This is a genomic window from Rhodoferax sp. (assembly GCF_013297935.1).
GTDB lineage: Bacteria > Pseudomonadota > Gammaproteobacteria > Burkholderiales > Burkholderiaceae_C > Allorhodoferax.
Window position 1 is genome coordinate 310,549 of sequence record NZ_JAAFIX010000002.1, and the last position, 25,634, is coordinate 336,182.

General features: G+C 58.8%; 24 protein-coding genes and 1 other RNA gene. 13 read left to right on the forward strand and 12 right to left on the reverse strand.

Features of this window, described 5'->3' with window-relative positions; all coding sequences use genetic code 11:
* Window positions 1-10 precede the first annotated feature (10 nt).
* Entirely contained in the window at window positions 11-1,543 is a 1,533-nt protein-coding gene (locus QZW03_RS04710) for a DUF3369 domain-containing protein (RefSeq protein WP_296508757.1), read from the forward strand.
* Between the two features lie 252 nt (window positions 1,544-1,795).
* Window positions 1,796-2,365, forward strand: coding sequence for a hypothetical protein (locus tag QZW03_RS04715; protein WP_296508759.1), 570 nt, complete (start codon window positions 1,796-1,798; stop codon window positions 2,363-2,365).
* Window positions 2,366-2,374: 9 nt separating this feature from the next.
* On the opposite strand, the gene QZW03_RS04720 is transcribed toward QZW03_RS04715, so the two are convergent.
* The 7 genes from QZW03_RS04720 to QZW03_RS04750 all read right to left on the reverse strand — a co-directional run bounded on the left by QZW03_RS04720 (window position 2,375) and on the right by QZW03_RS04750 (window position 8,994).
* Window positions 2,375-3,937 (reverse strand): cryptochrome/photolyase family protein, encoded by a 1,563-nt coding sequence (locus QZW03_RS04720; protein ID WP_296508761.1) that lies wholly within the window; start codon window positions 3,935-3,937, stop codon window positions 2,375-2,377.
* Window positions 3,934-5,259, reverse strand: a complete 1,326-nt coding sequence (locus QZW03_RS04725) for a DASH family cryptochrome (protein WP_296508763.1) — start codon at window positions 5,257-5,259, stop codon at window positions 3,934-3,936. Before QZW03_RS04725 ends, QZW03_RS04720 begins: the two co-directional genes overlap by 4 nt.
* Before the next feature lie 4 nt (window positions 5,260-5,263).
* A complete protein-coding gene (locus QZW03_RS04730) occupies window positions 5,264-5,419 on the reverse strand; it encodes a DUF2256 domain-containing protein (protein WP_296508765.1) in 156 nt (51 codons plus the stop codon).
* Window positions 5,416-6,960 (reverse strand): FAD-binding domain-containing protein, encoded by a 1,545-nt coding sequence (locus QZW03_RS04735; RefSeq protein ID WP_296508767.1) that lies wholly within the window; start codon window positions 6,958-6,960, stop codon window positions 5,416-5,418. Before QZW03_RS04735 ends, QZW03_RS04730 begins: the two co-directional genes overlap by 4 nt.
* Before the next feature lie 97 nt (window positions 6,961-7,057).
* Entirely contained in the window at window positions 7,058-7,735 is a 678-nt protein-coding gene (locus QZW03_RS04740; RefSeq protein WP_296508769.1) for a transaldolase family protein, read from the reverse strand.
* A 39-nt stretch (window positions 7,736-7,774) separates the two neighbouring features.
* Window positions 7,775-8,212, reverse strand: a complete 438-nt coding sequence (locus QZW03_RS04745; protein ID WP_296508770.1) for an RbsD/FucU domain-containing protein — start codon at window positions 8,210-8,212, stop codon at window positions 7,775-7,777.
* Window positions 8,206-8,994, reverse strand: coding sequence for an ATP-binding cassette domain-containing protein (locus tag QZW03_RS04750; RefSeq protein WP_296508771.1), 789 nt, complete (start codon window positions 8,992-8,994; stop codon window positions 8,206-8,208). The genes QZW03_RS04745 and QZW03_RS04750 overlap by 7 nt, the downstream gene beginning before the upstream one ends.
* A 166-nt stretch (window positions 8,995-9,160) precedes the next feature.
* Here QZW03_RS04750 and QZW03_RS04755 point away from each other — a divergent pair, with 166 nt between their 5' ends.
* From QZW03_RS04755 to QZW03_RS04765, 3 genes are all read left to right on the forward strand, one after another.
* Window positions 9,161-10,117: a sugar ABC transporter substrate-binding protein gene (locus QZW03_RS04755; RefSeq protein WP_296508772.1), complete on the forward strand. Its 957-nt coding sequence runs from the start codon at window positions 9,161-9,163 to the stop codon at window positions 10,115-10,117.
* A gap of 86 nt (window positions 10,118-10,203) precedes the next feature.
* Complete coding sequence (locus QZW03_RS04760) at window positions 10,204-11,148, forward strand: ABC transporter permease (protein WP_296508773.1); 945 nt, start codon at window positions 10,204-10,206, stop codon at window positions 11,146-11,148.
* On the forward strand, window positions 11,145-12,062 hold the full coding sequence (locus tag QZW03_RS04765; protein WP_296508775.1) for a PfkB family carbohydrate kinase: 918 nt from the start codon (window positions 11,145-11,147) through the stop codon (window positions 12,060-12,062). Before QZW03_RS04760 ends, QZW03_RS04765 begins: the two co-directional genes overlap by 4 nt.
* 23 nt (window positions 12,063-12,085) lie before the next feature.
* Here QZW03_RS04765 and QZW03_RS04770 read toward each other — a convergent pair whose 3' ends face one another.
* Window positions 12,086-12,235 carry a hypothetical protein gene (locus QZW03_RS04770; RefSeq protein ID WP_296508777.1) on the reverse strand — a complete coding sequence of 50 codons (150 nt, stop codon included), beginning with the start codon at window positions 12,233-12,235 and terminating at the stop codon, window positions 12,086-12,088.
* A 64-nt stretch (window positions 12,236-12,299) separates the two neighbouring features.
* Between QZW03_RS04770 and arfB the strand changes: the two genes are divergently transcribed.
* Window positions 12,300-12,707 carry an alternative ribosome rescue aminoacyl-tRNA hydrolase ArfB gene (arfB, locus tag QZW03_RS04775; protein ID WP_296508778.1) on the forward strand — a complete coding sequence of 136 codons (408 nt, stop codon included), beginning with the start codon at window positions 12,300-12,302 and terminating at the stop codon, window positions 12,705-12,707.
* Between the two features lie 136 nt (window positions 12,708-12,843).
* Here the strand turns inward: arfB and ssrA are convergent.
* The 4 genes from ssrA to ompA all read right to left on the reverse strand — a co-directional run bounded on the left by ssrA (window position 12,844) and on the right by ompA (window position 15,346).
* Window positions 12,844-13,220: a transfer-messenger RNA gene (gene ssrA, locus QZW03_RS04780) on the reverse strand.
* A gap of 12 nt (window positions 13,221-13,232) precedes the next feature.
* A complete protein-coding gene (gene gph, locus QZW03_RS04785; protein ID WP_296508780.1) occupies window positions 13,233-13,913 on the reverse strand; it encodes a phosphoglycolate phosphatase in 681 nt (226 codons plus the stop codon).
* The gene (gene ubiG / locus QZW03_RS04790; protein ID WP_296508784.1) at window positions 13,910-14,623 is read right to left on the reverse strand and encodes a bifunctional 2-polyprenyl-6-hydroxyphenol methylase/3-demethylubiquinol 3-O-methyltransferase UbiG; all 714 of its coding nucleotides are present in this window, start codon (window positions 14,621-14,623) and stop codon (window positions 13,910-13,912) included. Before ubiG ends, gph begins: the two co-directional genes overlap by 4 nt.
* Before the next feature lie 69 nt (window positions 14,624-14,692).
* A complete protein-coding gene (ompA, locus tag QZW03_RS04795; protein ID WP_296508786.1) occupies window positions 14,693-15,346 on the reverse strand; it encodes an outer membrane protein OmpA in 654 nt (217 codons plus the stop codon).
* Window positions 15,347-15,581: 235 nt separating this feature from the next.
* Here ompA and gyrA point away from each other — a divergent pair, with 235 nt between their 5' ends.
* The 7 genes from gyrA (at window position 15,582) to QZW03_RS04830 (ending at window position 25,614) form a co-directional block, all read left to right on the forward strand.
* On the forward strand, window positions 15,582-18,248 hold the full coding sequence (gene gyrA, locus QZW03_RS04800) for a DNA gyrase subunit A (protein WP_296508788.1): 2,667 nt from the start codon (window positions 15,582-15,584) through the stop codon (window positions 18,246-18,248).
* Window positions 18,249-18,317: 69 nt separating this feature from the next.
* On the forward strand, window positions 18,318-19,442 hold the full coding sequence (serC, locus tag QZW03_RS04805) for a 3-phosphoserine/phosphohydroxythreonine transaminase (RefSeq protein WP_296508790.1): 1,125 nt from the start codon (window positions 18,318-18,320) through the stop codon (window positions 19,440-19,442).
* Between the two features lie 8 nt (window positions 19,443-19,450).
* On the forward strand, window positions 19,451-20,533 hold the full coding sequence (gene pheA, locus QZW03_RS04810) for a prephenate dehydratase (protein WP_296508791.1): 1,083 nt from the start codon (window positions 19,451-19,453) through the stop codon (window positions 20,531-20,533).
* A gap of 21 nt (window positions 20,534-20,554) precedes the next feature.
* Complete coding sequence (locus QZW03_RS04815; RefSeq protein ID WP_296508793.1) at window positions 20,555-21,430, forward strand: prephenate dehydrogenase/arogenate dehydrogenase family protein; 876 nt, start codon at window positions 20,555-20,557, stop codon at window positions 21,428-21,430.
* Window positions 21,430-23,427, forward strand: a complete 1,998-nt coding sequence (locus tag QZW03_RS04820; RefSeq protein ID WP_296508795.1) for a bifunctional 3-phosphoshikimate 1-carboxyvinyltransferase/cytidylate kinase — start codon at window positions 21,430-21,432, stop codon at window positions 23,425-23,427. Before QZW03_RS04815 ends, QZW03_RS04820 begins: the two co-directional genes overlap by 1 nt.
* A gap of 116 nt (window positions 23,428-23,543) precedes the next feature.
* Window positions 23,544-25,220: a 30S ribosomal protein S1 gene (gene rpsA, locus QZW03_RS04825; protein WP_087496962.1), complete on the forward strand. Its 1,677-nt coding sequence runs from the start codon at window positions 23,544-23,546 to the stop codon at window positions 25,218-25,220.
* An 82-nt stretch (window positions 25,221-25,302) separates the two neighbouring features.
* Window positions 25,303-25,614, forward strand: a complete 312-nt coding sequence (locus QZW03_RS04830) for an integration host factor subunit beta (protein WP_296508797.1) — start codon at window positions 25,303-25,305, stop codon at window positions 25,612-25,614.
* The last annotated feature ends 20 nt before the right edge of the window (window positions 25,615-25,634 follow it).

Here is a 25,634-nt window from a genome sequence, read left to right on the forward strand (position 1 = left end):
GACCTGTGTCATGACAGATGATTTGGTTTTCAGTGATGAGCCAGAAACGGAACTAGCCCGCAGCCATTCTGGCGCGCGATGGCAGGTTCTGGTGGTTGACGACGAGCCAGCCGTTCATGAGGTCACTAAACTGGTCATGTCCGATTTCGAAATGGACTGGCGCGGCTTGGAATTTTCCCACTGCTACAGTGCCGCCGAGGCGCGATCATTTTTGGCGCAACGCCAGGACATCGCTCTGATCCTGCTGGATGTTGTGATGGAGTCGGAGCATGCCGGCCTTGAGCTCGCGAAATACATCCGGGAAGACCTAGGCAACCTCAACGTACGCATAGTCTTGCGCACAGGCCAGCCGGGCCAGGCTCCCGAGGAACAAGTCATTCGTGACTACGACATCAACGACTACAAAGAAAAGACCGACCTGACCCGGCGCAAGCTCATTACCGTGTTTTACGCGGGTCTAAGGGCCTACCGAGACCTGATGCGGCTGGAAAACGCGCGCAGGGGTCTGGTCAGGTCAATCGAGGCCATCAGCGAAGTGTGCGACTCGCACAATCTGCGCAGCTTTGCGTCCGCAGTACTGTCGCAGCTGAACTACCTTCTTGACTTGCAGGGCGAGGGCCTGTGTGCGAGTCGACTGTCGGCCTACACGGCCAATTCCGCCCACGGTAAGCTAAAAGTTCTTGCCGCCACCGACGCTTTTTCGCAGCTGATCTCCGAAGATAAGGTAGACAACCTGCCGGAAGCCGTCAGGAACGCCATATTGCAGTCCTTGGGCGAGAAGGTCAGCCGGCACGGAGAACGCTTCTACGCCGGTTACTTCAAAACCAAGGCAGGCAGCGAGAGTCTGATTTACATGGAGTTCCCGGAACCGATTTCAGATCAGTCCCGTGAGCTCCTTGAAATGTTTTCACGCAATGTTGCCAGCACCTATGACGGCCTGCTGTTGCGGGAAGAAACCCAAAACACCCAAAGTGACACGATTGCGGCCCTCGGAGGTGCGATTGAAGGCCGCGGGGGGGAAAGCGCACACCATGTGCAACGTGTGGGCGCATTGGCCGCTCTTTTGGCACGCGCAAGCGGCCACAGTGACAACGAAGTTGAAATGATTCGCCTAGCCTCAACCCTGCATGATGTGGGCAAGGCAGGCATACCGGACCAAATTTTGTCAAAACCCGGCCCACTGTCTGAAGACGAATGGACAGTGATGCGGACCCATGCAGTCTTAGGTCACCAACTGCTGGACCAGTCAGACTCCCGGCTGCATGCGTTGGGGGCACTTATTGCCCGCGAACACCATGAGCGCTGGGACGGCAGCGGCTACCCTGCCGGTCTAAAAGGAAGCGACATCAGCCTGGCCGGCCGCATCGCTGCCGTGGCAGACGTTTTAGATTCTTTGGTATCGGCCAGCCCCTATAAGCCGGCGTGGGAGCTGGCCAAGGCCTTGGATTACCTCTATCGAGAGGCAGGGAAACACTTCGACCCCGAGTTAGTTCAACGCCTGAAAGAAAATTTGCCCGAGGTGGAGCGGATCTACAAGGGGTAGGTGGGCCGGGCGTCAATAGTCTGACTCACCCACGCCCGGAGAAAATTCGTCCGTAGCATAAAAAGGGAAAGGCAGATAAACTTTCCCCCAAGACTAAGACCCCGTAGAGGGTCCTACTTTCAGGGCGTAGACATGTTTTTTTCATTTGCCGGCGGCCTCCTGCTCGGTCTCTTTGTGGCCTATTGGCGTCACCGTTATCTGAAAAGACAACGTCGCAGAATACCGTCCGTCTGGCCGCTTAAAGTCCGCGCCATGGTAAACAGCCGGGAGCGCAAGGTGTGGTTGTGGCTGACGAAAGTCATGTTCGACCAGCAGGTTCTCGTGAAACTACCGGTGACGCGCTTCACCATTCCGTCGGAACAAACTGAAGCCACCCATTGGTACAAACTTCTCAACGGTGTGTATTGCACCTTCACCGTGTGTGGCTTGGACGGTAAAGTCATTGGTTGTGTGGATGTGCCGGGCGCAACCGGACTGTCATTGGGCAACCAGACCTTGAAGCACACTCTGCTGGAACAATGTGGAGTGCGTTATTGGGTGGTCGACCCTGACAACCTGCCCCACCTGACCCAAATCCGCACGGCCTTTCTGGGTGAACATGCAGCCATGGCGGCCCCGGAGAAACCTCTAGACACGCGGTTTCAAAACGTGCGGGAGCACTTGCAGGCGGCAGTGACCCGCCGCCGCCAAAGCAAGTCGGCGGAAACCTCTGGTTTTACGCCACTGGCCAGTGGCGAGTTTCAGGAAAGCCGCCTTGCTTCAGGCTGGGAGCTGAACTCGTTTGTCAGCCCGCTGGATAGCCGGATGGACAAACTGCAATAAGCGGGTGGCCTACAGAGCGTTCAAATCGGCGCGCAGAGCCCGGGCTTTCTCCATCAAAGCGTCCTTAACGTCCGGCTGCATTTTTTCAAGCTGCCGGTAGGCCATGCCGATGCGCGGGTTGTGGGCGAGGCGACGGTGGTGCCGTTCATAAAACTCCCAATAGAGCGCATTAAACGGACACGCGCTGTCGCCGGTTTTTTGCCTTTTGTCGTAGCGACAGTCACGACAATGATCTCCCATCCGATCGAGATATGCGGCGCTTGATACGTAAGGCTTGGTGGCCAAACCTCCACCATCGGCAAATTGACTCATTCCGACGGTGTTGGGGAGCTCGACCCACTCAAACGCATCGATATAGATTCCCAAATACCACTGGTGCAGAGCATGCGGGTTGAGGCCAGCCAGCAGAGCGAAATTACCGATGACCATCAACCGCTGAATATGGTGCGCATGGGCCATGTCAAGTGATTGGGTAATAGCTGCCGACACGCACGCCATCCTGGTCTTCCCGGTCCAAAACCAATCAGGCAAATCCGCTTGGTGGTCGAAGAAATTATGGGATTCGTAGCCGGGCATGGTCGCCCAATACACACCGCGCACGTATTCGCGCCACCCCAATATCTGGCGGATATAGCCCTCCGCAGCCGGCAAGGGTGCATGCCCTTCTCGCCAAGCCCGGGCGACACGCTCAACCACCTCTTGGGGTGACAACATCTTGGTATTCAGCGCAAAAGAGAGCAGCGAGTGAAAGAGCCGCCGTGCTTTGCTGCTCAGTGCATCTTGAAAATCACCAAAGTACGGCAGAACGCCGGTCACAAAGGTCTCCAACTGAACCAGCGCCTCCCGACGACTCACCGGCCAATGAAAGTCTGCAGCGGACGGGTTCCCGAAGGTTTTAACCCCGGCCTGCAGAATCTGCTGCCAGAGTACCGAGTGGTCATGCAGAGGCCTGAAGTCTGCCGGCTCAGGGGGCACACCTTTCCAAGCCTTGCGGTTCTCGCTGTCGAAATTCCATTGGCCGCCCTCGGGCTCCAGCTTGGCATCGAGCAATACCGCATGGCGTTTGCGCATCTGGCGGTAAAACGTTTCCATCAACCACCGTACGCCGGGCTTGAACATGCTTTGCGCCTGGTGGCGCCCGGTGTAAAAGTGCTCGCTCGACACCATGCGCCCGGCATAGTTGCCAGACGCCTCGGCGTGAACCATGTGCGCTTTGAGCAGCTCATCCAGTCGAAACTCGTCCGGCTCCTGGTACTCCAGCACAGATGCACCGGTGTCCAGCATGATCCGGTCCAGAATCTCGCCCATGGGCAGATGACTCTCAGGCTGATCAATCCGCACATAGTGCACACGGTGCCCCTGCTCCACCAATGCAGCGGCAAAAGCGCGCATGGCGGCAAAAATAGCGATCACCTTTTGCGCATGATGACGGACATAGTCGGTTTCTTGCCGCACTTCCATCATCACATAAAGCACCCCCGGGTCGCCACTGGAAAACCAGCTGTGCGCAGGATTAAGCTGATCCCCCAACACGAGACGAACCGCGTGAGTCTTTAAGGTTTTTTCTGTCATGCCGCAGCACTCCATAAAGCCCGGTACACACCGTCCGGGTCATGTTCAGCCGTCTGCTTGGGCACATTGAATCGACGCCCGCCTCGGGGGTCGGTCCCTAGCCCGGCGATGTACAGCCAATTGCTTTGGTTGGAGTACACGTCATAGTCCAGCAGCTGCGATTCGAACCAAGCTGCTCCAGCCCGCCAATCGCCGCCCAGATCGTAGATCCAGAAACTCGCCAGAATTTGTCGCATGCGGTTGGAGCTGTACCCACTGAAAGCCAACTCCCGCATGCCCGCATCGACCAGTTCACAGCCTGTGCGGCCTTGCGTCCAATGCGCAAAGGCCCGCTGGTGTTTCTCTGGCTTCACCGGCGGGGAGGCATCGCCCAAGCCGCGCCCCCGGTAGAGAGCGCCACCATACTGCTGGTGTAAGCAACGAAAATACTCACGCCACAAAAGCTCAAACCAAAGCCAATAGCTGCCGTCGTTCTGGCCGTGGCGATCTTCATAGGACCGTAAAGCCAAAATAATCTCCCGGGCCGAGACAGCACCGACTGCCAACCAAGGAGACCATTTGCTGGAGTAGTCCATGCCCGTCAGCCCGTTGCGCGTTGCTTTGTATTGCGCCACCCGCCCGGACGCAAAGTAGGTATCCAAGTAACGGTGTGCTCCCGCATTCCCCGCCGTCACACTGGAGGCAACCCCCTCCTGCCAAAGAAAAGCGGAGCGCGGATCGAGTCCGGACTCCCCTGCCGGCGGAGTCGCCAAGCACTCCACGAAAAACGGCAAGTCCCCGGGCGCCACCGCGAAACCACGTGCTGCTGACGGCGCAGGCAAAGGTGGCGGCACCGGCACGCGAGCCCGCTCCACAGCATTACGGAATTGGCTGAAGACAGCTGGCAAAGCCTCGACCGCAAAAGGTAGGGATGAAGCATCAAACAGCCTACAGCCCCACCGCGCATGCACCTCCAAGCCGGCACCGCGCAGTGCAACCAGCTCAGCTTGTTCGTAGGGTGCGGCAATGTCCGAGCAATACACGGCACTGGCTCCCACGCGCCTCGCCAGGGACGGGATAACCTTTGGGGCAGCGCCGCGCAAAATCCAAAGCACCACACCCTGCCCGGACAGCTCTTGCTGGAGCGCTTGCACATTGGCGTGCCACCATTGGAGTCGCACGGCCCCCGGTTGCTCAGCGCCCCAGCGCTGCTCCATTGCGGCCATTGCAGGCTCAAATGCCAAGGCCACGATCGGCTGCCCGGTCGCACAGGCTTGAACCCAGGCCGGGTTGTCGCGGAGCCTCAAGTCATTGCGAAACCAGAAAATAATGGGCGTGGACACGCTGTCAGCCTGCATTTTGTTTGCCCCCGCTGCGACGACACCGCTCAGAGCAGTATTTCACCTCCGCCCAGACCTTCTCCCACTTTTTGCGCCATTGAAACGGCAGGCCGCAAGCAGCGCATGCCTTCGACGGCAGTTCACTTTTCTTACGCATCTTCATAGCAACTCCAATTGGGCAGGCGCCGCCATGCCGGGTGCCGCGCGGCTGCGTTTTCGCACCAGGTTCCGGGAGCCGTGCTGTTGGACGATGGCCGCTTTGGCGGCCTTGACGTCGGGTCGTGCGCGGAGCTGAAACAAGCGGGCTTTGGCCAGCCGGGTGGCTTGTTCCAAGTCCACCAGAGGAACGGGTAAATCTGCATCCTCACCGCCCACGCGCAAACCGCAACGCGCCTGCATGTCCGCGGGCATGCGCCATGGCTCGAACAACCAAGCATCAGGCACTTTGCGCATAGCCGGCAACCAGTGGCGCACGAACTGGCCCTCGGGGTCCTGGTCCTGCGCTTGCTTGATCGGGTTGTAAATGCGGGCCGTATTGATGCCGGTGGTGCCCGACTGCATCTGCATCTGGCTCCAGTGAATGCCGGGCTCGTAGTCCAGAAACTCTGTCGCCAGCCATTCGCCCACCGGCCGCCAATGCAACCACAAAGGGTAGGCGGCCACCGAAACCAGCATGGCCCGCATCCGGAAATTCAGCCACCCTGTCTGCCGCAGCATGGCCACACACGCATCGACCAGCGGCCAGCCGGTTCGCCCTGCCACCAAGGCCGCAAAATGCGCCGGGTTGTGCTCGCTTTCGCGCAGCCCGTCGTAGCCCCTGTGCATATTGGCAAACTCGATAGAGGGCTCGGATTCAAGCTTTTGAATGAAGTGGCAATGCCAATGCAAACGGCTACCGAATGCGGCCAATCCGGCCATTTGTTTGGCTTCCAGCGGCGGCGGCCCATTGCGTGCCAACTCCACACTCTGCCAGACCTCCCGCACACTCAGGCAGCCCCATGCGAGGTAAGGTGAAAGCCGGGAACATGCATCAACCGCCCGGAGTGGCGAAGAAATACCGCCACGGTATTGCCTGCTCCTACTTTGGATGAAACTGCGCAGAAGTTGCATACCGGCCACCCGACCGCCAAGCTGCCGAGCGGGCTTGTCGGCTTGCGCAAGGCCAAGGGCTTCAGCATCCGGCGGAGGTGGCTCTGCCCATGGCAATGCCACGGACTGGGCTCTGTAGCTGTCAGCTGTTTCGGCCTGAGGAGAGCCCATCTGCCTGTGCCAGTGCCGGCTCCACGCATCGCGATTCGCTCTGCCCCGCTGTACACCGAATTGCGGCAGCTCGTGCCATGCGAGTTGGTGGCGCCGGCACCACTGGGCTACCGCGCGATCCCGCTGGAAGCTGGCGTCATTGCCGGTTTCCTGGTGTGAATAGAGTGCAGTAAATGGAGCGGCTGCATACAGCCGGGCCAGAAAATCAGGCGCATCCTCAGTCACCACCTGCAACTGCAGCCCCACCGACCGGAGGCTTGTCCACAGGTCCCTGAGGGACTCGATCATGAATCGGTAGTGCTGGGTTGCGGCATCGGCTTGGCGCCACAACGCAGGCTCTATGCAGAACACACAGAGCACCGGGCCTGCAGCCACCGCCTGCGCCAGCGCAGCGTGATCGTGTATGCGGAGATCTCTCTTAAACCAAACGACGCTGTACGACATGAGCGTAAAAACCACGGCCCAGCAACATGGCTGGGCCGCAAGTATCGCGAATCACGCAGCGCTCTGCAGGTCGCCAGCACATGCCCCTGAAAACCGATCAGTGTTGCGTGATCTTCAGGCTGGACTGGATGTCGAGGTCGAACTGCTTCACAGCACTTTGTGTCAGCGCATCGGTGCTCCAAGCGACCAGACTGGCCGGTGGCAAAGTAACCGCAGCAGCGCCGACAGCCACCAATTGCCCCAGCACTTCCGGCGTCTTGATGCTGGCTGCCAATAGACGGGGGCCCGTGGCCTGCACCGCAACACAGGCCTCCATGAGAGCCCAGACGTTGCGCCCATCGTTGGCCAAGCGGCCGACATAGGGCGCCACATATTGCACCCCTTTGTGCTGTGCCCACAAAAGTTGCACTGCATTGGATAAACCGGTCAGCAGCACGTCTTGCTGCTCTGCACGCACGGCATCAATGCAAGCATCCCACTCAGGGGCGCAAGGCAGCTTGATGGTCAAGCCCACCTTGCGGGCCACGGCAGCAGGTTGCAGAGCTTTGAGCCACTCTCTGGCTTGCTCTGGTTGGCTATTCGGCAGCTGCACCATGAGCTCCGCGAGTCCGTGGTCTGCCACTGCAGATATCAACCCCAAGTAGGTATTGAGTGTGACAGGAAGTCCCGCCTGAAACACCAGACTAGGGTTGGTGGTCACACCTTGCACGGGGGGGCAACCCACCGGTAACGCCCACGACTCGGCACGGGCGGAGTCCAGGTAAATTTTTGCCATATGGTCTTTTCTCAAGGTACCGGCCACGCCGGCTTTCCCTCAGAGGATAACGCCCTTGCAAAACATGGCATTGCCGTAGGCGGTGACTTCGCCGCTTTGGACGATGACACTCGCGCCCTTGATCTTGTCGTAAAACGCAAAGCGCTCTACGGCTTCAACGCGGTCTGCCGGCAAGCCCTCATTGGCCAACAAAGCCACCACCGACGCCTGAGCCGGAGTCTGGTGACCTTGCGGGCTGTGACAGACTTGCATAAAGGCTGCCGGGCAGCTGACATCTTCCGCCAGTGGAAACACGGACAGCACGGCCCGGCTTACCCGTTCAAGGCTGTGGCCCGGCAGACGCACCAGCGCTTTGCCCTTGCCTAAGAAATCGGCCGTGAAATTGGCATCCACCACCGCGACCCATTCGCCATGCCCCATGGCGGACAAATACATCAGCAATTCGGGAGTCAACAGAGGGTCGAGACCTTTTAGCATGCGACCGCCTCCGAAGACTGCAGGGTTGCGGGATCAATCGCCCCGGTAATCAAGCCCACAATTTCTTCCGGGTTGGTTTCCTTGGTCAAACGGCTGCAGATGATGCGCCCCTGACGGAACACCCAGATGCGGTCCACCAGATCAAAAACTTGGCGCAAGTTGTGGCTGATGATGATCAGCGGGATACCCTGCTTCTTGAGTCCTTTGATGATTTGTTCCACGCGAGCTGTTTCGGCCACGCCTAATGCTGCGGTGGGCTCATCCAGAATAATGAGCTTTTTGGCAAAGCCGGCCGCTCTGGCAATAGCTACACACTGCCGCTGCCCACCGGACATGCCGCGCAGACTCTCCGACATATCTTGAATCTTGACGCCGGTGGTGGACAGCATCGAAGCGGACTGTTCCCGCATGGCTTTGTGGTTCAAGATGGACAAAGGCCCCAATGCCAGACGCGTAATTTCACGCCCGAGAAAAATGTTGGCAGGCACATCGAGGTCTTCCGCAAGGGCCAGCGTTTGGTACACGGTCTCAATGCCTTGGTCTCGGGCATCGAGCGGCGAGCCGAAATAAACGCTCTGACCATCGAGGGTGATATCACCGGAGTTGGGCTGCTCCACACCCGTGATCAAGCGGACAAAGGTGCTTTTGCCTGCACCGTTGTCTCCCACGATCGCAGCGTGTTCGCCGGGCAGCAAGCGGAAGTTGGCATCGGTCAGGGCCTTCACGCCACCGTAATGCTTGGTCAGACTCTTGATCTGCAGGACTGGTTGTTTGGATGTCATGGTGGACCTATTTCAGAAAACTGGACGTAAGCATGCCAGATTGCTCACGCAAATCGTATTAGTAAAACTACTAGATTTATTTAAATGAAACTCTGCTGTAATTCGATCCCAGCAAGCCATGGAATCCACCGAGGCTGCTAATTCAACCTATAACGGAGATAAACGAATGATCACCAAACGCATGTTGGGCCGCTTGGCCATCGCCATGGCCACCGCCGGCCTGATGTCTGCCGCAGCCGCAGAAACCACCATTGCCTACATCACCAACGGCAACACCAACGAAGGTTGGACGCTGATCAACGGTGGCGCAAAGAAAGCCGGTCAAAAAGCTGGCGTGAAGTTCATTGAATTGGCAGCAGAAAAAGGCGAACTCTCCAAGCAGTTGGCCATCGTGGAAGACATGATCACCCGCAAGGTGAACGCCATTGCCATCGCGCCGGTCGATAGCGCAGGCATTGCTCCAGCCATCAATAAGGCCTTGGCAGCAGGCATCAAGGTAGTTGCAGTGGACACCGGCATCTCCGGCGCCAAGATCACTTCTTACGTTGCAACTGACAACATCAAAGCCGCTATGGTTCAAGGCGACTGGACAGCCGAACAAGTGAAAGACGGCGACACCGTCATCTACATCACGGGCGACCTCGGCCAATCCACCGGTCAAGAGCGCAAGAAGGGCTTCCTGGATGGCTTGAACGCCAAGCGAAAGAACGTCAAAGTGGTGGAAGTCTCCACTACCTGGGATCAAACCATGGCACAAAACGGCGTGGAAACCGCCATGCGTGCCAACCCCGGCACCAAAGTCATTGCATGCGCTTGGGATGGCGGCGCACTGGGCGCTAAAGCCGCATTGATGGCCGCAGGCAAAAAGGCCGGCGACGTCAAGATTGCAGGTTTCGACGGCTCACCCGGCGGCCTGGACATGATGAAGCAAGGCTGGCAGAGCGCCAACGCCGCACAGATGCTGGCCAAGATCGGTCAAGTCGGCGTGGAAACCGCCATTGCTGCAGCCGAAGGCAAGAAGGTTGATGCCCGTATCGACACCGGCTCTTTCCTGGTGTTGCCCACCAACGTGGACCAGTTCGCCAAAGACTCCGGCGTAGTGCAGTTCATGAAGGTGAAGTAAGTCAACGTACCCGCCCGGTGGAGCTCCACCGGGCCCGGACGACCGCTGCAAGGTGGTCGTCATTTTTTATTTGAGGAATTGATTTCATGAAGTCCATCACCCGCCAAGAATGGTATGGAGCCCTAGTCGCCGTTTTGGTCCTGGGAGCCTTGCTGACCGTCGCATCGCCCTACTTTCTGACCACCGGCAATTTGTCCAACATTCTGGTGCAGGCCTCGGTCATCGCGCTGCTGGCAGGTGGCCAGACCTTTGTGATCCTGACCGGCGGCGTAGACCTCGCCGTAGGTGCGCTGACAGCGCTGGCGGGCGCTGTAGCCGGCCACATGATGATCAAACTGGGGGTCGATCCCTATATTTGTGTCGCCGCAGCGTTCGCCATTGGCGCAGCGGTGGGCCTGTTTAACGGCTACCTCGTCGCGTTTGTAGGCATTCCATCCTTCATCGTTACCTTGGGCGGCCTGACTTTGTGGCGTGGCTTGGCCTTTGAATCGACCGGTGGTTTTGACAACTCCGGCATGCCCGACCCCTTGCCATTCATCGGCTACGGCCAGTTCCTCGGTGTGCCGATGCCGATCTGGATCACCGGCCTCTTCTTTGTCATGATGGCGTTTATTTTGTCCAGTACCAAGCTGGGCCGCTATGTCTACGCCATGGGCTCCAACGAAATGGGTGCGCGTCAAGTCGGTATCAACATCCGCTGGTACAAGTTAGGTGTGTATGTTGTATCCGGTTTAAGCTGTGCGTTAGGTGCGCTGGTGCTGATGGCCCGCATGGACTCGTCCAGCGGAAAAATGGCCCAGATGTTTGAGTTGGACGCCATTGCTGCGGTCATCTTGGGCGGCACTTCCCTCTTCGGCGGGCGTGGAAGCATCTGGGGCAGCCTGTTGGGTGCAGTCCTGATCACCATGATCCGCAATGGCATGAACCTGATGGAAATCTCGCAGTTCAAGCAGATGATGGCTATCGGCGCGGTGGTCATTTTGGCTGTTTGGATTGATGTGATCCGTCGTCAACGACTTTTGAAAAAATGACCGCATCTATTTGGGTACTCGGCGAAGCATTGATGGACTGCCTGTCTCAGGCAGACGGAACCCTCAAGCCCTTCATGGGCGGCAGCCCCTACAACATGGCTCGCGCGGCTGCGCTGCGCGGGGCGAGTGTGGGCTATGTCAACCCCTTATCGAGTGACCGCTTCGGGCAGCAACTGGGCGCACAACTGCAGGCAGATGGCGTTCAGGTGCTTGCTTCGCCCAGCCGGCTACCGACTTCGCTGGCCGTCGTGCAAATCACCGATGGCCAACCGAGTTACGGTTTTTACCGGGAAGGTATCGCCGACCGGGACTACACCGTGGAATCGGTACTGACCACGCTCAAGGCGGCGACTCCCGGTGTGCTGCACACCGGATCTTTGCTCCTGGTGCCGCCGGAACACACCAAAGTGGTGGAGATTCTGAAAGGCGCCAAAGCGCTGGGTTGGACCATCAGTGTGGACGTGAACCTGCGCCCCAAGTTGGCCGCTGACTTGGCTGCTTATGTGGCCGCAGTCCGGGAAGTCGCGGTCCTGGCCGACTGGATCAAGGCCAGCGACGAAGACTTGGAGTTGCTGGGTGTGACCGCACCAAGTCGCGCCAAGGGGAAAGAAATAGCAGCTTTGTTCCGCGCCCAAGGAGCGAGCCGCATTGCTCTCACCTTCGGGGGTGATGGAGCGTGGCTAGAGGTGGATGGCGTAGCAGCCGAAGCCGATGTGCCACTGACCCGGGTGGTGGACACGGTGGGTGCCGGAGATACCTTCTGGGGAAATTGCCTGGGTGACTGGGTACTCAACACCGATGGGAAAGGCCGAGTGCAGCAAACGCTGAAAGAGGCCATGCAAGCCGCGGCGATCAATTGCGCCCGCGCAGGGTGTCAGCCGCCTCAATACGCTGAGGTCAGCGCACTGGTCTGACCCCTCCACACAAGGCCTGTTGATCAGGCCTTATTTTTTAGCTTGCCACGGGGCATAACCGCTGTGGTGACCGTGGCCCGCACAGGCTCACCACCCGTCATGGGTTTGGGCGGCGTGGAGTCTTTCTTGGGCTTTTTAGACTCTTTGTTTGATTTTTGTTGACCTTTGGCCATGGCGGAGAGTCCTTTAATGAGAGTGGTATGGTTCGGGGCAGTCTAACCGTCCCAAACTCACGCCGTGGCTTTTCTTTTTGACCGAATCGCAGCTGAAGCACAGCTGCTTTCCATACGCGCACAAGGCGCTGGCGGACAAAACGTCAACAAAGTATCGAGTGCCATACATCTGCGCTTTGATATCCATGCCTCGTCGCTCCCTGAGGCTGTCAAAGAACGCCTATTGCAAAGCGCGGACAACCGCATCAGCCGTGACGGCGTGTTGATCCTCAAAGCCCAGCAGCACCGGACGAGAGAACTCAACCGCCAAGACGCCTATGAGCGTTTACGCTCCATCCTGGAGGCGGCAGCCATCGAGCCGGTGCCTCGCAAAGCTACGCAGCCCAGCTATGCCTCGCGCCGACGTCGACGCGAATCCAAGTCCTTGCGAAGCGGCATCAAGCAATTGCGAAGCGGCCGGATCGATCTCTAGCAAGGATCTTGCATAGCGTAATTTGCTATCAAATATATAGCTATGCGCGCATATCGCATAAGGGCTAGAGCAATATTTCATCATGAAAGAAAAAGGCCACCAACTATCGCTAGTTAGCGGCCTTTGTCAGAGGGTATGGTGGAGCTGGGGGGATTTGAACCCCCGTCCACAAGCCTTATTCGAACAGTTCTACATGTGTAGCCGTCTGATTTAGATCTCACCCCTCACATCGCGCAGTGGCACGCTATGCAAGACGCCAGTAACCTATTGTCTCGACCCGCCCTAAGTCACCCAAGGCGAGTCCAGCCGAATGAAATTAGCCCACAGCCTGGACAGCTTGCGCCACCCTTGCCCAGCCTATCGGCTTGCTGTTGTGAGCCTCACGCGCAATTAAGCGGCGAGTGCGAAACGTTCGTCGTTTGCAGTTAGTTTGTTTGAATCTGTTTTACGAGCGCACTCAGCTCGACATGCCCTGCTGCGCGTCCGAACCCGTGTCGAAACCAGTGCAGCCCCTCAATCTCTATTTTAGGCGCTTGCCAGCAATTGCAAGAGTTGCGAGGGAGATTTAATTTCGATGTCTGCACCCCATTGCCCCGTGTCCGTCCGGGCACCCAAATATCCGTAGCCAGCGGCCACCGAATACATACCCGCCGCCCGTGCAGCCTGGATGTCACGCTCATCGTCACCCACGTAAATACAGTCCGCCGGCGTCAGTGCCAATCGCCTTGCGGCCTCGAGCAATGGTTCCGGATGGGGTTTCGCATGGGCTGTGGTGTCGCCGCTGATGACTACTGATGCTGTGGAGAACAAGGGCATTTGGGCTACCAATGGCTCAGTAAACCGTTTGGACTTGTTGGTCACTACGCCCCATAGGCAGCCACTTGCTTCAATTTGCGCGAGCATTTCCGCAACTTCATCGAATACATAGGTCCGATCCGTCATGTTGCGCTCGTAATTCTGGAAGAATTCCTCACGCATCACTGCAAACTCGGGCGATTCAGGCGTCATTCCGAAAGCAACTTGCAGCATCCCCCTTGCGCCCGCTCCAGCCATCGGCCGGTAGATGGCGTCGGGGAGCGATGCCAGGCCACGCTCGATCCGCATTTTGTCTGCCGCCGCACCTAAGTCCGGAGCACTGTCAATGAGCGTGCCATCCAAGTCAAACAAGACCGCTCTTATGGGTCCACGAGGCGTGCGCAAAGTCATTCAACAGGTCTCTGGGTCGCGAACAGGTAGTTCACTTGGGTGCTGTTATTGAGCGCATATTTCCCGGTGATCGGGTTGTAACCCAGCCCTTTGGTGGCGCGCAAATCCAAGCCTGCTAAACGGCAATAATGCGCCAGCTCGCTAGGTCGGATCATTTTGGCGTACTCGTGCGTCCCCTTTGGCAAAAGCTTGAGCACATACTCTGCTCCGACTATCGCCTGGATAAACGACATGGGGTTGCGGTTCAGCGTGGAAAAGAACACCCAGCCACCTGGTTTCACCAAGCTGGCACAAGCTTTAACCACCGATGCAGGGTCGGGAACGTGCTCCAGCATTTCCATGCAGGTCACCACATCAAAAGTCGCAGGCGCCTCATCAGCCAGAGCCTCGGCGCTTACTTCACGGTAGGTCACGCGTGGGGTCTCAGCCTCCAAGGCATGAAGTTGGGCGACCCGCAGGGCCTTGGTAGAAAGATCAGCGCCCAAAACCTCGGCACCTTGGCGTGCTGCCGCATCCGCCAGAATTCCGCCACCACAACCGATGTCCACCATGCGCTTACCGGTCAAAGGGACAAAGCCTTGAATCCAGGCCAAGCGCAACGGATTGATTTGATGAAGAGGCTTGAACTCACTCTCCAAATCCCACCAGCGGTGAGCGAGCTCTGAAAACTTGGCCAGTTCGGCGGGATCAGCGTTGATAGTGGATGTCATGAGTGAATTATGTAGGGGCAAGAAAAAACCCGCCGGAGCGGGTTTTTTCACATCGTTCGGAGGAACAGATTACTTGGCGCGAGTGCCCACCACTTCGATTTCAACGCGGCGGTTCTTAGCACGGCCTTCTTTGGTCTTGTTGTCAGCAACAGGTTGCTTCTCGCCCTTGCCTTCAGTGTAGACACGGTTCTTTTCGATGCCCTTGGACACCAAGTAAGCCTTCACAGCTTCGGAACGTGCAACAGACAGCTTTTGGTTGTAGCCGTCTTCACCGGTGGCGTCAGTGTGACCCACAGCAATGATGACTTCCAGGTTGATAGCCTTGACCTTGGAAACCAGGTCGTCCAACTTTGCCTTGCCTTCAGCCTTCAGAACAGCCTTGTCGAAGTCAAAGAACGCGTCAGCGGCGTATGTCACTTTGCTAGCGGCAGCTGCTGGAGCAGGAGCTACAGGAGCCACAGCAACGGGAGCTGGAGCGGGAGCAGCAACAGGAGCGGGAGCAGCAACAGGAGCAGGAGCCATTGCCTTAGGAGCGGCAATTGCGCCGTCGCAACCGGCAGCTGCAGTAGCTGGGGTCCAGCTGGCATCACGCCAGCATTGGCCGTCAACGTTCTTCCAGACGTCGCCAGCAGCGCTGCGCCAGTTGTGGATTTCTTGAGCGCCAGCGGCAGTTGCCAACACGGTGGTAGCGATCAGGGCTGCTACTTTGTTCAATTGTTTCATGAGACCTTCCTTATTTAGGCTGAGACTGCAGCGAGCTGCGATTGATTTGTGACGCCCCAAGGCTGATGCACCAAAGACGTTCACATGATTGTGCCATAGCGGCGCGGAGGTGAATAACGCCATTGCCAACTAGTTCCGCTATTGGCGAAGCTTGCACATTGATGTTGCATTCGTGCTACACGCTGGCGGCCGTAGAATCCAAGGTTGTCCTCGACATTGATAGACAGACCTACCCATGACCCAGTTCGCCAAAGAAACCCTGCCCATCAGTCTTGAAGAGGAAATGCGCCGCAGTTACCTCGATTACGCGATGAGCGTAATCGTGGGCCGTGCATTGCCCGATGCGCGGGACGGCCTGAAGCCGGTTCACCGCCGGGTGCTCTATGCCATGCATGAGCTCAACAATGACTGGAATCGTGCCTACAAAAAGTCGGCACGTATCGTGGGCGACGTCATCGGCAAATACCACCCGCACGGGGATCAGTCGGTGTACGACACCATCGTCCGTATGGCGCAGGACTTCTCCATGCGGCACATGCTGGTAGACGGCCAGGGCAACTTCGGCTCCGTCGACGGCGATAGCGCTGCTGCGATGCGCTACACCGAAATCCGCTTGGCGAAAATCGCCCACGAATTGTTGGCCGATCTGGACAAAGAAACGGTCGACTTCGGCCCCAACTACGACGGCTCCGAAACAGAACCCTTGGTGATGCCTACCCGCATTCCCAACCTGCTGGTGAACGGCTCCGGCGGTATTGCGGTGGGCATGGCTACCAATATTCCGCCCCACAACCTGAACGAAGTGGTCGATGCTTGCCTGCATTTACTGAAGAACCCGCAAGCGACCATCGACGAGTTGATGGACATTATTCCGGCGCCAGACTTCCCGACCGCCGGCATCATCTATGGCATTCAGGGTGTGAAGGACGGTTACCGCACCGGCCGCGGCCGCGTGGTCATGCGCGCACGCTGCCATTTTGAAGACATCGACAAAGGCCAGCGTCAGGCCATCATCGTGGATGAGCTCCCCTACCAGGTCAACAAAAAGACCCTGCAAGAGCGCATGGCCGAACTGGTGCACGAGAAGAAGATTGAAGGTATCAGCCACATCCAGGACGAGTCTGACAAGTCAGGCATGCGCCTGGTCATCGAGCTCAAGCGCGGCGAAGTGCCTGAAGTGGTGTTGAACAACCTCTACAAGCAAACCCAGTTGCAAGACACCTTCGGCATCAACATGGTGGCGCTGGTGAACGGCCAGCCTAAGCTGTGCAACCTGAAGGACCTGATTGAAGTCTTCCTGGACCACCGCCGTGAAGTGGTGACCCGTCGCACAGTGTTCAACTTGCGCAAAGCCCGCGAGCGCGGCCACGTGCTGGAAGGCTTGGCGGTTGCTCTGGCCAACATCGACGACTTCATCCGCATTATCCGCGAGTCCCCCACACCGCCCGTGGCGAAGCTGGAACTGATGAACCGGCCGTGGGACAGCAAACTGGTCCGCGAGATGCTGACCCGCACCCGTGCCGATGGTGGCGTGGTGAATGCAGACGACTACCGCCCCGAAGGCCTGGAAAGAGAATTCGGCATGGGCAATGATGGCCTGTACCGCTTGTCTGAAACGCAAGCGCAGGAAATCCTGCAAATGCGCCTGCAGCGCCTGACCGGTCTGGAACAGGACAAGATCGTTGCCGAATACAAAGACGTGATGGCCGAGATCGAAGATCTGCTGGATATCCTGGCCAAACCCGCCCGCGTGGCCGTGATCATTGGTGAAGAGTTGGGCCATGTGAAACAGGAATTCGGCCAGACCAAAATCGGCGCTCGCCGCAGCTTGGTAGAGCACTCCTCGTTCGACCTGTCCACTGAAGACCTGATCACACCTACCGACATGGTGGTCACGATGAGCCACAGCGGCTACATCAAGAGCCAGCCCTTGCACGAATATCGCGCGCAGAAACGCGGTGGCCGTGGCAAACAAGCCACCGCCACCAAGGAAGACGATTGGGTCGACCAGCTGTTTGTGGCCAACACGCATGACTACATCCTGTGCTTCTCCAACCGCGGCCGCTTGTACTGGCTCAAGGTCTGGGAAGTGCCGCAAGGCTCGCGCGGCTCACGTGGCCGCCCTATCGTGAACATGTTCCCCCTGCAAGAAGGCGAAAAAATCACGGTGGTGCTGGCGCTCACCGGCGAGAAGCGCACCTTCCCGGCCGACCAATATGTGTTCATGTCCACCCGCATGGGCACGGTCAAGAAGACCGCACTCGACGAATTCAGCAACCCGCGCAAGGCCGGCATCATTGCCGTGGACTTGGACGAAGGCGACTTTTTGATCGGCGCCGCTTTGACCGACGGCAAACACGATGTCATGCTATTCAGCGACGGCGGCAAGGCCGTGCGCTTTGACGAAAACGATGTGCGCCCCATGGGCCGCAATGCGCGTGGTGTGCGCGGCATGATGCTCGACGAGACGCAGAGCGTGATCGCCATGTTGGTGGCCGAAGACGAGCAACAAAGCGTGTTGACTGCCACCGAGAACGGTTACGGCAAGCGCACCAACATCACCGAATACACCCGCCATGGCCGCGGTACCAAGGGGATGATTGCCATCCAGCAATCCGAGCGCAACGGCAAAGTGGTGGCGGCCACGCTGGTACATGCCGACGACGAAATCATGCTGATCACCGACAAGGGTGTGCTGGTGCGCACCCGGGTGAGCGAAATCCGTGAAATGGGCCGCGCCACGCAGGGCGTGACCCTGATCGGACTGGACGAAGGCTCCAAGCTCAGCGGACTGCAGCGCATTGTGGAAAACGACGCCAACCCGGTCGACGCGATCGACTCGGCTGAGGGCGCAGACGATGCCCAAGACGGCAACGAGGGAGATGCACCGGCCGCAGAATAACTATCAATTTGATAGCTGCTCCCGCACATTCCACGAGGGCTAGACCCCGATTTCACTTAAAAACCATCGATGCAACGCCCCTACAACTTTTCGGCCGGACCGGCCGCCATGCCAGCCGAAGTGTTGGAACAAGCCGCCGCCGAGATGCTGAACTGGCCCGACGCCAGCGGCCGCTTGAGTGGCATGGGCGTGATGGAAATGAGCCACCGCGGCAAAGAGTTTCTGAGCATTTACGAAGCTGCCGAGGCCGACCTGCGTGAGCTGCTGGCAGTGCCTGCTAACTTCAAAATCCTCTTCATGCAGGGCGGTGGTTTGGCGGAAAACGCCATCGTTCCACTGAATTTGAGCGGTGTGCGGGCCCATGGTGGCGCGGGTGCTGCGGACTTTGTGGTGACCGGCAGCTGGAGTGAAAAGTCGCTCAAGGAAGCGGGCAAATACTGCAGCGCCCACCTCGCTGCCACGGGCAAGGCCGATGGCTTTACTGCCATTCCCCCTGCGGCCAGCTGGGAGCTGCGTGACGAGGCCAGCTATGTACACATCTGCAGCAACGAAACCATCAACGGTATCGAATTCCAGAACCTGCCCGACCTGAAGGCGCTCGGCTCTAAGGCCGAACTGGTGATTGACTTCTCCTCCCATGTCGCCTCTCGGCCGGTGGACTGGAGCCGCGTGGGCCTGGCCTTTGGCGGCGCCCAAAAGAACCTCGGCCCTGCAGGCTTGACCCTGGTGGTGGTGCGCGAAGATCTGCTGGGTCATGCCCAGAGCATTTGCCCCAGCGCGTTTGACTACAAGACCGTGGCCGACAACGGCTCGATGTACAACACCCCGCCCACCTACTCGATCTATATCGCAGGCTTGGTATTCCAGTGGCTCAAGCGCCAGGGCGGTGTCGCCGCCATGGAGGCCCGCAACATCGCCAAGGCCGAGTTGCTGTACGACACCATTGACGCTACCGGCTTCTACCTGAACGGCGTGGCGCGCAATGCCCGCTCGCGCATGAATGTTCCTTTCTTCTTGCGCAATGAGAGCCTTAACGACGCCTTTCTGGCCGGCGCCAAAGAGGCTGGCTTGCTGCAACTCAAGGGTCACAAATCGGTAGGCGGCATGCGCGCCAGCATTTACAACGCCATTCCCTTGGAGGGTGTGCAGGCGCTGGTGGCGTACATGCGCGAGTTCGAGCGGACCCACGGCTAAGGCACACCATGGCACGAACACTCCCAGAACTGCGCATCCTCATCGACGCACTCGACCTCGAACTCCTCGCCCTGCTGAACCGCCGCGCGGGCTTGGCCCACGAGGTGGGCGAGATCAAAAAAGTAGAAGGCTCCGCCGTCTTCCGCCCTGAGCGCGAAGCGCAGGTCATCCAGACTCTGCAAGGCGCTAACGATGGCGCGCTTAAAAACAGCAGCGTCGCGGTGATTTGGCGCGAGATCATGTCGGCCTGCCGCGCGCTGGAGGCGCCGCAGCGTGTGGCGTACCTCGGACCCAAAGGCACCTTCAGTGAAGAGGCTGCACTGCGCTTTTTCGGCTCCAGCATCACCCATGTGCCCTGCGCCAATTTCGACGAAGTGTTTCACGCTGCCACTGCAGGCTCTGCAGAGTTCGGCGTGGTGCCGGTAGAAAACAGCACCGAAGGCGTGGTCACCCGCTCGCTCGATTTGCTACTGAATTCGCCGCTCCACATCGTGGGCGAAATCAGCCTGCTCGTGCGCCACCACTTGCTGCGCACAACGGCTTCGCTGGACGGCATTGAAGTTGTATTGGCGCACCCCCAGGCACTGGCGCAATGCCAACAGTGGCTGAGCACCCACCTCCCCAACGCGGAGCGCCGCGCTGTGTCGAGCAATGCCGAGGGCGCCCGCTTGGCGGCCGGCAACCCGGCATGGGCGGGCATTGCCAGCGAACGCGCAGGCTCCGAATTCGGGCTGCACACTGCGGCTCACGCCATTCAAGACGAAGCATTCAATCGCACCCGCTTTGTGGTGGTGTGCCTGCCCAGCGTGTTGCCCGCACCACAGGCCTCAGGCAAAGACTGCACCAGTTTGGTGGTGTCGGTGCCCAACAAGCCGGGGGCCGTCCACGACATGCTGGTGCCCCTGAAAAAGCATGGCGTCTCCATGACCCGGTTTGAGTCGCGACCCGCCCGCAGCGGGCAGTGGGAGTATTACTTCTACATTGATCTGCAGGGACACCCTTCGCAGCCCCCTGTGGCGGCGGCACTGAATGACCTTGCCGGACTCTGCGCCTTCTACAAGGTGTTGGGCACCTACCCTTTGGCAGATTGAGCAAACTGCAGGACCTCACTTATGTTTGAACAACTCGGTCTGATTGGTTGCGGCTTGATGGGCGGCTCCTTCGCTTTGGCCTTGAAGCGGGCCGGGCTGGTCAAGCGCGTGGTGGGCTACAGCAAATCGCCGTCCACCACCGAGCGCGCACGGCAAATGGGCGTGATCGACATTGAAGCGCCCTCGGCCCTGCTGGCGGTGTCCGGCGCCGACATTGTGTTGATTGCGGTGCCGGTCTCGGCCACGGAGTCGACCTTCAAAGCCATCAAACACCTGGTGACGCCCAACATGTTGATCATGGATGTGGGCTCCACCAAGCGCGATGTGATCGACGCCGGCCGCCGCGGCCTGCGTGAGCACATCGGCTCTTTCGTGCCGGCCCACCCGATTGCGGGCAAAGAAGTGTCCGGCGTAGAGCACGCGGATCCGGATCTGTACACCGGCAAGCAGATCATCCTGACCCCCATCGAGCGCACGCTGACCACCCAGCTGCAAAAAGCAGTCGATGTCTGGTCCGCGTTGGGCTGCCGGGTTCTGAAAATGTCGCCTGAGCAGCACGATGCCGCGTTTGCGGCGGTGAGCCACTTGCCGCACCTGATTGCATTTGCCCTGATGAACGGCATCAGCGGTCAAACCCAAGGCAAAGACTACCTGTCGCTCGCGGGCCCCGGCTTTCGCGACTTCACCCGCATTGCGGCAGGCGACCCCAAAATCTGGCGCGACATCATGATCTCCAATCGCGAGGAGTTGCTCGAGCAGAGCAAGATCTTTCAGCGCACGCTGCAAGCCATGGAGTTGATGATCTCCAGCGGCAACGGCGATGCCCTCGAAGGGTTGATTGAACAAGCCAGCCATACCCGTGCCACCTGGACGATGGCGACCAAACACAACAAATAATGTTTTCTACTGCCTTCCTCGACCTGCCGCCCCTGGCACATGCTGCCGGCACAGTCACCCTTCCCGGCTCCAAAAGTATTTCTAACCGCGTGCTCCTGCTGGCCGCCATGAGCGAGGGCACCACGACCATCCACGATTTGCTGGACTCGGACGACACCCGCGTCATGCTGATTGCACTGCGCACACTGGGCTGTGCGGTCGAACAGTCAGGCGCTGTTGTCAGGATCACCGGCCTGGGCGGCAAGCTGCCCAACGGTTCCGCCAAGCTGTTCCTCGGCAATGCCGGCACCGCCATGCGCCCCTTGACGGCCGCCCTCGCGGTGGTCGGCGGCGACTTTGAACTCAGCGGCGTGCCGCGCATGCACGAGCGGCCTATTGGCGACCTGGTGGACGCTCTGCGTCAGTTGGGTTGCGCCATTGACTACTTGGGCAACGAGGGCTACCCGCCCCTGAAGCTGGGTACGCCCGCCTTGCAGCTCGACGCTCCCATCAAAGTGCGCGGCGATGTTTCCAGCCAATTTCTGACTGCTTTGTTGATGGCTTTGCCGCTCGTCGCGACCAAAGACATCGTGATCGAGGTGGTGGGCGAACTGATTTCGCGCCCCTACATCGAGATCACCTTGAACCTGCTGGCCCGCTTTGGCGTGCAGGTCCGGCGTGATGGCTGGGAGCGCTTCACCATTCCCGCAGGTGCCAAGCTGAGCGCACCGGGCGATATCCACGTAGAAGCCGACGCCTCCAGTGCTAGCTATTTCATAGCACTCGGCGCACTATCTACCGGGGCTAGTGGCCAAAATGGCATCAAAGTCCAGGGCGTGGGCGCTGACTCCATCCAGGGCGACATCCGCTTCATGGAAGCCGCACAGGCCATGGGTGCGAAGATCGAAAGCGGCCCGAACTGGCTGCACATCCAACGCGGCGCCTGGCCCCTGAAGGCCATCGACCTGGACTGCAACCACATTCCGGACGCCGCCATGACCCTGGCGGTGATGGCGCTGTACGCCAATGGAACGACCACCTTGCGCAACATTGCCAGCTGGCGCGTCAAGGAAACAGACCGGATCGCCGCCATGGCCACCGAGCTGCGCAAACTCGGAGCCACCGTGGTGGAAGGCGCCGACTTCCTCCAGGTGACTCCACCGGCCACGCCGCAAGCCTGGAAGGCTGCCAGCATCCACACCTACGACGACCACCGTGTCGCCATGTGCTTTTCACTGGCCGCATTCAACCCGGCGGGTGTGCCCTTGCGCATTGAAGACCCCAAGTGTGTTGCCAAGACCTTCCCGGATTATTTTGAAACTCTGTTCTCGGTGGCATCGTCAGCACCCGGCGCTATACCGGTCCTGTGTGTCGACGGCCCCACGGCCTCCGGCAAAGGCACGCTGGCAGCAGTGCTGGCTGAAAAGCTGGGCTACCACTTTCTGGATTCCGGCTCGCTGTACCGCATCACCGGCCTGGCAGCGACACGGGCCGGCATTCCTCTGGAGTTGGCCCACGAATCCGCCATCGTGGCGCTCTTGAAAACCTTGCCGATTCACTTTGAAGGCAGCCATATCTGGTTGGCGGACGAGGATGTGAGCGAAGCAATCCGCACTGAAGAAGCCGGCATGAACGCCTCCAAGGTATCTGCCTTTCCGGCCGTGCGGTCTGCACTGATTGATTTGCAACGCAATTTCCGCCAACTGCCGGGCCTGGTTGCCGATGGCCGCGACATGGGCACCGTGATCTTTCCGGAGGCCACTCTGAAGGTCTACCTGACTGCCAGCGCCGCATGCCGTGCGGAGCGCAGACTGAAGCAGTTGATTGCCAAAGGGATTCCCGCTACACTCGACAGTCTTCGCGCGGACCTAGAGGCCCGCGACGCCCGGGATTCTTCTCGGACCGTTGCACCCCTCAAACCTGCGCAAGATGCCTTGCTAATGGACAACTCGGAATTAACCGTCGATTCGTCGGTTCAAACCGTGCTGAACTGGTGGCAAGACAAACAGCCTTTCTAGCCTTCGCCTGAAAAGCAAACCTGGTCCCCGAAACTCCTCTCGCGCGTCAGTGCACCGGTTCACACCGAGAGTTTTGGGGTTCAACAACTTAACCCGCGATGCAAATCGCAAACCTCATGTCTGAATCTTTCGCAGCCCTATTTGAAGAATCGCTACAACGCTCGGAAATGCGCACCGGTGAAGTTATCACCGCTGAAGTCGTCCGCATCGAGCACAGCTTCGTTGTTGTCAACGCCGGCCTCAAGTCTGAAGCCTACGTGCCAATCGAAGAATTCAAGAGCGACAAGGGCGAAATCGAAGTCCAAGTGGGTGACTTCGTGTCGGTGGCTATCGACTCCGTCGAAAACGGCTACGGCGACACTATCCTGTCCCGTGACAAGGCCAAGCGTCTGGCTTCCTGGATGTCCTTGGAAAAGGCCTTGGAGTCCGGCGAATTCGTGACCGGCACCACCTCCGGCAAGGTCAAGGGCGGTCTGACCGTTCTGGTCAACGGCATCCGCGCATTCCTGCCCGGTTCGCTGGTCGACACACGTCCTACCAAAGATCTGTCTCCGTACGAGAACAAGACCTTGGAATTCAAGGTTATCAAGCTGGACCGCAAGCGCAACAACGTGGTGCTGAGCCGCCGCGCTGTGGTGGAAGCCTCCATGGGCGAAGAGCGCGCCAAGCTGATGCACACCCTCAAAGAAGGTTCTGTGGTGCAAGGCGTGGTCAAGAACATCACCGAATACGGTGCGTTCGTGGACCTGGGCGGTATCGACGGCCTGTTGCACATCACTGACATGGCATGGCGCCGCGTCCGTCACCCATCCGAAGTGGTGACTGCTGGTCAAGAGATCACTGCCAAGATCCTGAAGTTCGACACCGAAAAGAACCGCGTGTCTCTGGGTCTGAAGCAAATGGGCGACGATCCTTGGATGGGCGTGAACCGCCGTTACCCCCAAGGTACCCGCATGTTCGGCAAGATCACCAACATCGCCGACTACGGCGCGTTTGTGGAACTCGAACCCGGTATCGAAGGTTTGGTGCACGTGTCCGAAATGGACTGGACCAACAAGAACGTGGCTCCTTCGAAGATCGTTGCCCTGGGTGACGAAGTCGAAGTCATGGTTCTGGAAATCGACGAAGACAAGCGTCGCATCTCCTTGGGCATGAAGCAGTGCAAGGCCAACCCTTGGCAAGAATTTGCTCAGAACACCAAGCGCGGCGACCGCGTGAAGGGCCCGATCAAATCCATCACCGATTTCGGCGTGTTCGTCGGTCTGGCTGCTGGTATCGACGGCCTGGTGCACCTGTCTGACCTGTCTTGGAACGAATCCGGCGAAACCGCCGTGCGCGAATTCAAGAAGGGCCAGGAAGTTGAAGCCATCGTGTTGGCCGTGGACGTGGACCGCGAGCGCATCTCCCTGGGCATCAAGCAGTTGGATTCTGACCCCTTCACGACCTTCGTGTCCGTGAACGACAAGGGCCAGACCGTGACCGGCAAGGTCAAGACTGTCGATGCCAAGGGCGCTGAAATCGATCTGGGCGACGACATCCTGGGTTACCTGCGCGCTTCCGAAATCAGCCGCGACCGCGTTGAAGACGCTCGCAACGTGCTGAAAGAAGGCGACGAAGTGACTGCAGTGGTGGTGAACGTGGATCGCAAGACCCGCAACATCCAGTTGTCCATCAAGGCGAAAGACATGGCTGACCAGAACGAAGCTATGCAATCCCTGAACCAGAACACCGGCTCCGCTGGTACCACCAGCCTGGGCGCTTTGTTGCGCGCCAAGCTGGACAACAACAACTAATCTGTTGTTGCTGACCTGATTGAACGACCGGCTGCTTCACTGCACCGGTCGTTTTTTCTTCGTATATTCTGTCTAGATCGCTATGACCCGCTCCGACCTTGTTGAAGAACTGGCCAACCGCTTCCGGCAACTGACCCACCGCGATGCTGAATTCGCCGTGAAGTCCATTCTGGACGCCATGAATGACGCCTTGGTCCGTGGCCACCGCATTGAAATCCGTGGTTTCGGCAGCTTCTCCATCAACCGTCGCCCTCCCCGCATGGGTCGCAATCCCCGCAGCGGCGAAAGCGTGGCGATTCCCGAAAAACGGGTCCCCCACTTCAAGCCCGGAAAAGCTTTACGTGAAGCGGTCGACACTCGCACTGCCGAGCTGGAATCCCAGTCGAAACCCTGAGTAGAATCCCTCGACAACGA